Origin of the sequence: Mesorhizobium sp. M7A.F.Ca.CA.001.08.2.1 (genome assembly GCF_003998455.1) — a bacterium.
Taxonomy (GTDB): domain Bacteria; phylum Pseudomonadota; class Alphaproteobacteria; order Rhizobiales; family Rhizobiaceae; genus Mesorhizobium; species Mesorhizobium ciceri.
Genome location: NZ_RZPW01001147.1, coordinates 1 through 1,331, shown reverse-complemented (window position 1 = coordinate 1,331; position 1,331 = coordinate 1). Strand labels below are relative to the sequence as shown.

The 1,331-nt window shown below is 64.7% G+C and carries 1 protein-coding gene and 1 pseudogene; both read left to right on the top strand.

Annotated elements, in window-relative coordinates; translation table 11 throughout:
* Nucleotides 1-482 (top strand): annotated as a pseudogene (locus tag EN914_RS35665) (ABC transporter ATP-binding protein); the annotation flags it as partial.
* Nucleotides 483-564: 82 nt separating this feature from the next.
* A partial coding sequence (locus tag EN914_RS35660; protein ID WP_164779177.1) for a molybdopterin-dependent oxidoreductase occupies nt 565-1,331 on the top strand: 767 nt, incomplete at its 3' end.

Here is a 1,331-nt window from a genome sequence, read left to right as displayed (position 1 = left end):
AATCGCTGATCCATGCGTTGAACGAATTCCCTGGCGCCGTCATCCTGATCTCGCATGATCGCCATCTGCTCGAGGCAACCGCCGACCGGCTGTGGCTGGTCAAGGACGGCGCGGTCAACCCCTATGACGGCGATCTGGAAGACTACAAGACGCTGGTCACCGGCGTGTCCGGCGACCGCCGCGGCAAGCGCGAGGCGGAAAAGGCGTCAAAGGCCGACCGCCGCCGCGATGCGGCCGCGCGCCGCGCCGCCTTCGAGCCGCTGGCCAAGGAAATCCGCGCCACCGAAGCGCTGATGGACCGCATCCGCAAGCGCATCGACGGCATCGAGGACGAACTGTCCAATCCGGCGGTGTACGAAAAGGATCCCTCGACGGCGACCCGGCTGGCCAAGGAGCGCTCGCAACTGGCCCAGACGCTGGCCGGCCACGAGGAAAAGTGGCTGTCCATGTCGGCAGAGTATGAGGAAGGCACGGCGGAGTGATTACGCAATCTCCCCACAGGTGGGGAGATTGGCTAATCATCTGGCCCTACACGCGCCCTTTGAAACCCGCTAGTCTTGCCGCATGAACCAGCACGCCAAGCTCAGAATCGGCCATTCCGCCTGTCCGCATGATTGCCCGTCGACCTGTGCGCTCGAGGTCGAACTGCTCGACGGCAATCGGATCGGCCGCGTCCATGGCGCCAAGTCCAACAGCTACACCGCCGGCGTCGTCTGCGCCAAGGTTGCGCGTTATGCCGACCGCGTCCACCATCCCGACCGTTTGCTGAAGCCGCTGATCCGCGCCGGCGCTAAGGGCGACGGCGCCTGGAAGGAAGCGAGTTGGGAGGCCGCGCTCGACCTCGTCGCCGAAAAGTTCATTGCGGCCGAGGAGAGGTACGGCTCGGAGACGATCTGGCCCTACTACTATGCCGGCACGATGGGGCTGGTGCAGCGCGACGGCATCGACCGGCTGCGCCACGCCAAGAAATATTCCGGCTTTTTCGGGTCGATCTGCACCAATCTCGCCTGGACCGGCTGGATGATGGGCGCCGGCGCCTTGCGCGGGCCGGACCCGCGCGAGATGGCGAAATCCGATTGCGTGGTGATCTGGGGCACCAATGCGGTGGTGACCCAAGTCAACGTCATGACCCACGCCATCAAGGCGCGCAAGGAGCGCGGCGCCAAGATCGTCGTCATCGACGTCTACGAAAACGCGACGATGAAGCAGGCCGATCTCGGCCTTGTGCTGAAGCCAGGCACCGATGGCGCGCTGGCCTGCGCGGTCATGCATGTGCTGTTCAAGGAGGATATGGCCGACCGCGCCCATCTCTCGAAATACACCGACGACCC